We start from the raw sequence: 1,745 nt of genomic DNA, 5'->3' as shown, positions 1-1,745 counted from the left end.
CGTTTATTCACAGTTCAATTAATTCATTGCAACATAACTCGGAATTATGAGCCGTTCCGGAAGAATCGCCGAGATTTTAAAGACCGGAGGCTTCTCATTCCACTATCTCGTTGGTCGCTGGACCAAGCTTGGCTTTAGTGGCCAGTGCTGCGCGCTCGCAGCGTGTGCCGCAATAGCAATCATTATCGCAGCAGCGTTAGATCACACATTCGTACTCCCCGGCAGAGATGTGGGACTGCTGCAACATCCGGCCATCTGGGCGTTCATTGCACTGCAGATCGCCCTGCCGCTTTCCATTCGGACTTCGTTGAACAGGGTTGGTACCGACCGAACAGTGGGGCTAGGTGGATTACCAGATCAAGATTTTGCAGAAGAACTACAGGACCAACTTATCCGTTGGATTCGCCTAGAGGGTTCACTTAGTCTAACAACCGCAAGCCTGTTTCACACGGCAGGATTTGCGGCATTTGCTTGGAACAGCTATCAAAATCAGCTTCCTGGCATCCTGTTGTCATATGATTTTTGGGATTCTTCAAACCATTTTTGGGGATACTGGATCACACGGATTTACAAATTCTATCTATTTGTATGGCTACTTCCATATATAGCTTTCGTCCACGCTGGCGTGTTGGCAGCCGCACTCGATGTCATCCGCAAACGTCGGTTGGCGGGAAAGCTTGTAATGCAGCCATTCCATCACGACAGCGTTGGCGGACTTGGTTTTGTTCCAGGCCTGGTTACAACGCCGATAGTAGTTACGCTGCTTATCTCATCAGTGCCTGTTGGGGCAGCATTTTCTGTGCACCGAGCATTAGACGTAACTCCACTGATGGGGGCATCAATCGTCGTAGTTGGCGCCTTGCTGGCTTACGCCATTCCAATTTTTCGTCTTCGCACTGACATCATCGCAATGAAGCGAGTCGTTATAGAAAAGATACGACTTCTTCAGCAGAATTATTATTCTCGGATCGTCAGTGACGAAAAAATCCAGATCGAGACCCTGCGCCAAGGAAATGAAGCCCTCGACTATTTCGAGAAGATCTGCACGAAGATTGAAAAGATCTCAAACTACCCTCATTTGATCCGGCTCTTGAAATACCTGGGGCTAGCGATGACACCTTCTTTCCTATCGCTAGGGATCAAGTTGTATGACAAACTCAGCCCGACTCTACTTCCTCTCCTAAAGCTCTCATGAGTCGTCGTCTGATTGCGAACAGTCGCCAAGCCAAGTCGAGGAAAGACACAACAGCATAGCTCCAAAAGACATGGGATGCGATCGATGTTGCCGCAGCATCGGGGCCGCGTGAAATCATCACGAAGGTGTTTCCCCACAAAGCTGTCGCCATCGCTCCTCCAAACCATCTGCTTGTGGGCCACAACGGACGCCCATCAACTTTTACCATACGTAGGCCAAGCGAGATGAGTTCGCGAGTGCCTATGATGGCAAGCGGGAAGATCGGAACTCCTCTTGCTGCAGCGTACAGGAGTGATACGACGGTCAGCGACTTATCGCTGACAAGATCCAGAATGCCGCCCGCAAAACTCGTTACAGCAAGCCTTCGGGCTAAGAAGCCGTCAATCAAGTCGCTGACGGCCGCAGCCGCGTATACTCCACACACAAACGCAACCGGGACATTCTGAAAGGCAACGGCTGCGAATACTACTGCGCCTAGCAACCTACAGACGGTAACCGCTTGAACAGCTGCGATCATCCAAAGATAACGGCTCATAATTCCGAGTTATGT

2 protein-coding genes are annotated in these 1,745 nt (G+C 50.3%); one reads left to right on the top strand and one right to left on the bottom strand.

The features are described 5' to 3' along the window. The first annotated feature begins 46 nt into the window (after window positions 1–46). Window positions 47–1,195, top strand: coding sequence for a hypothetical protein (locus IP86_RS28905; protein ID WP_156332641.1), 1,149 nt, complete (start codon window positions 47–49; stop codon window positions 1,193–1,195). Here IP86_RS28905 and IP86_RS29755 read toward each other — a convergent pair. Next, a complete protein-coding gene (locus IP86_RS29755) occupies window positions 1,158–1,712 on the bottom strand; it encodes a CDP-alcohol phosphatidyltransferase family protein (RefSeq protein WP_502694020.1) in 555 nt (184 codons plus the stop codon). The two genes, IP86_RS28905 and IP86_RS29755, sit on opposite strands and share 38 nt — an antisense overlap. Window positions 1,713–1,745 lie beyond the last annotated feature (33 nt).

Source organism: Rhodopseudomonas sp. AAP120, from assembly GCF_001295845.1.
Classification (GTDB): Bacteria; Pseudomonadota; Alphaproteobacteria; order Rhizobiales; family Xanthobacteraceae; genus Rhodopseudomonas.
The sequence above is the reverse complement of the archived record's forward strand: the minus strand, read 5'-3'. Positions and strand labels throughout refer to the sequence as shown.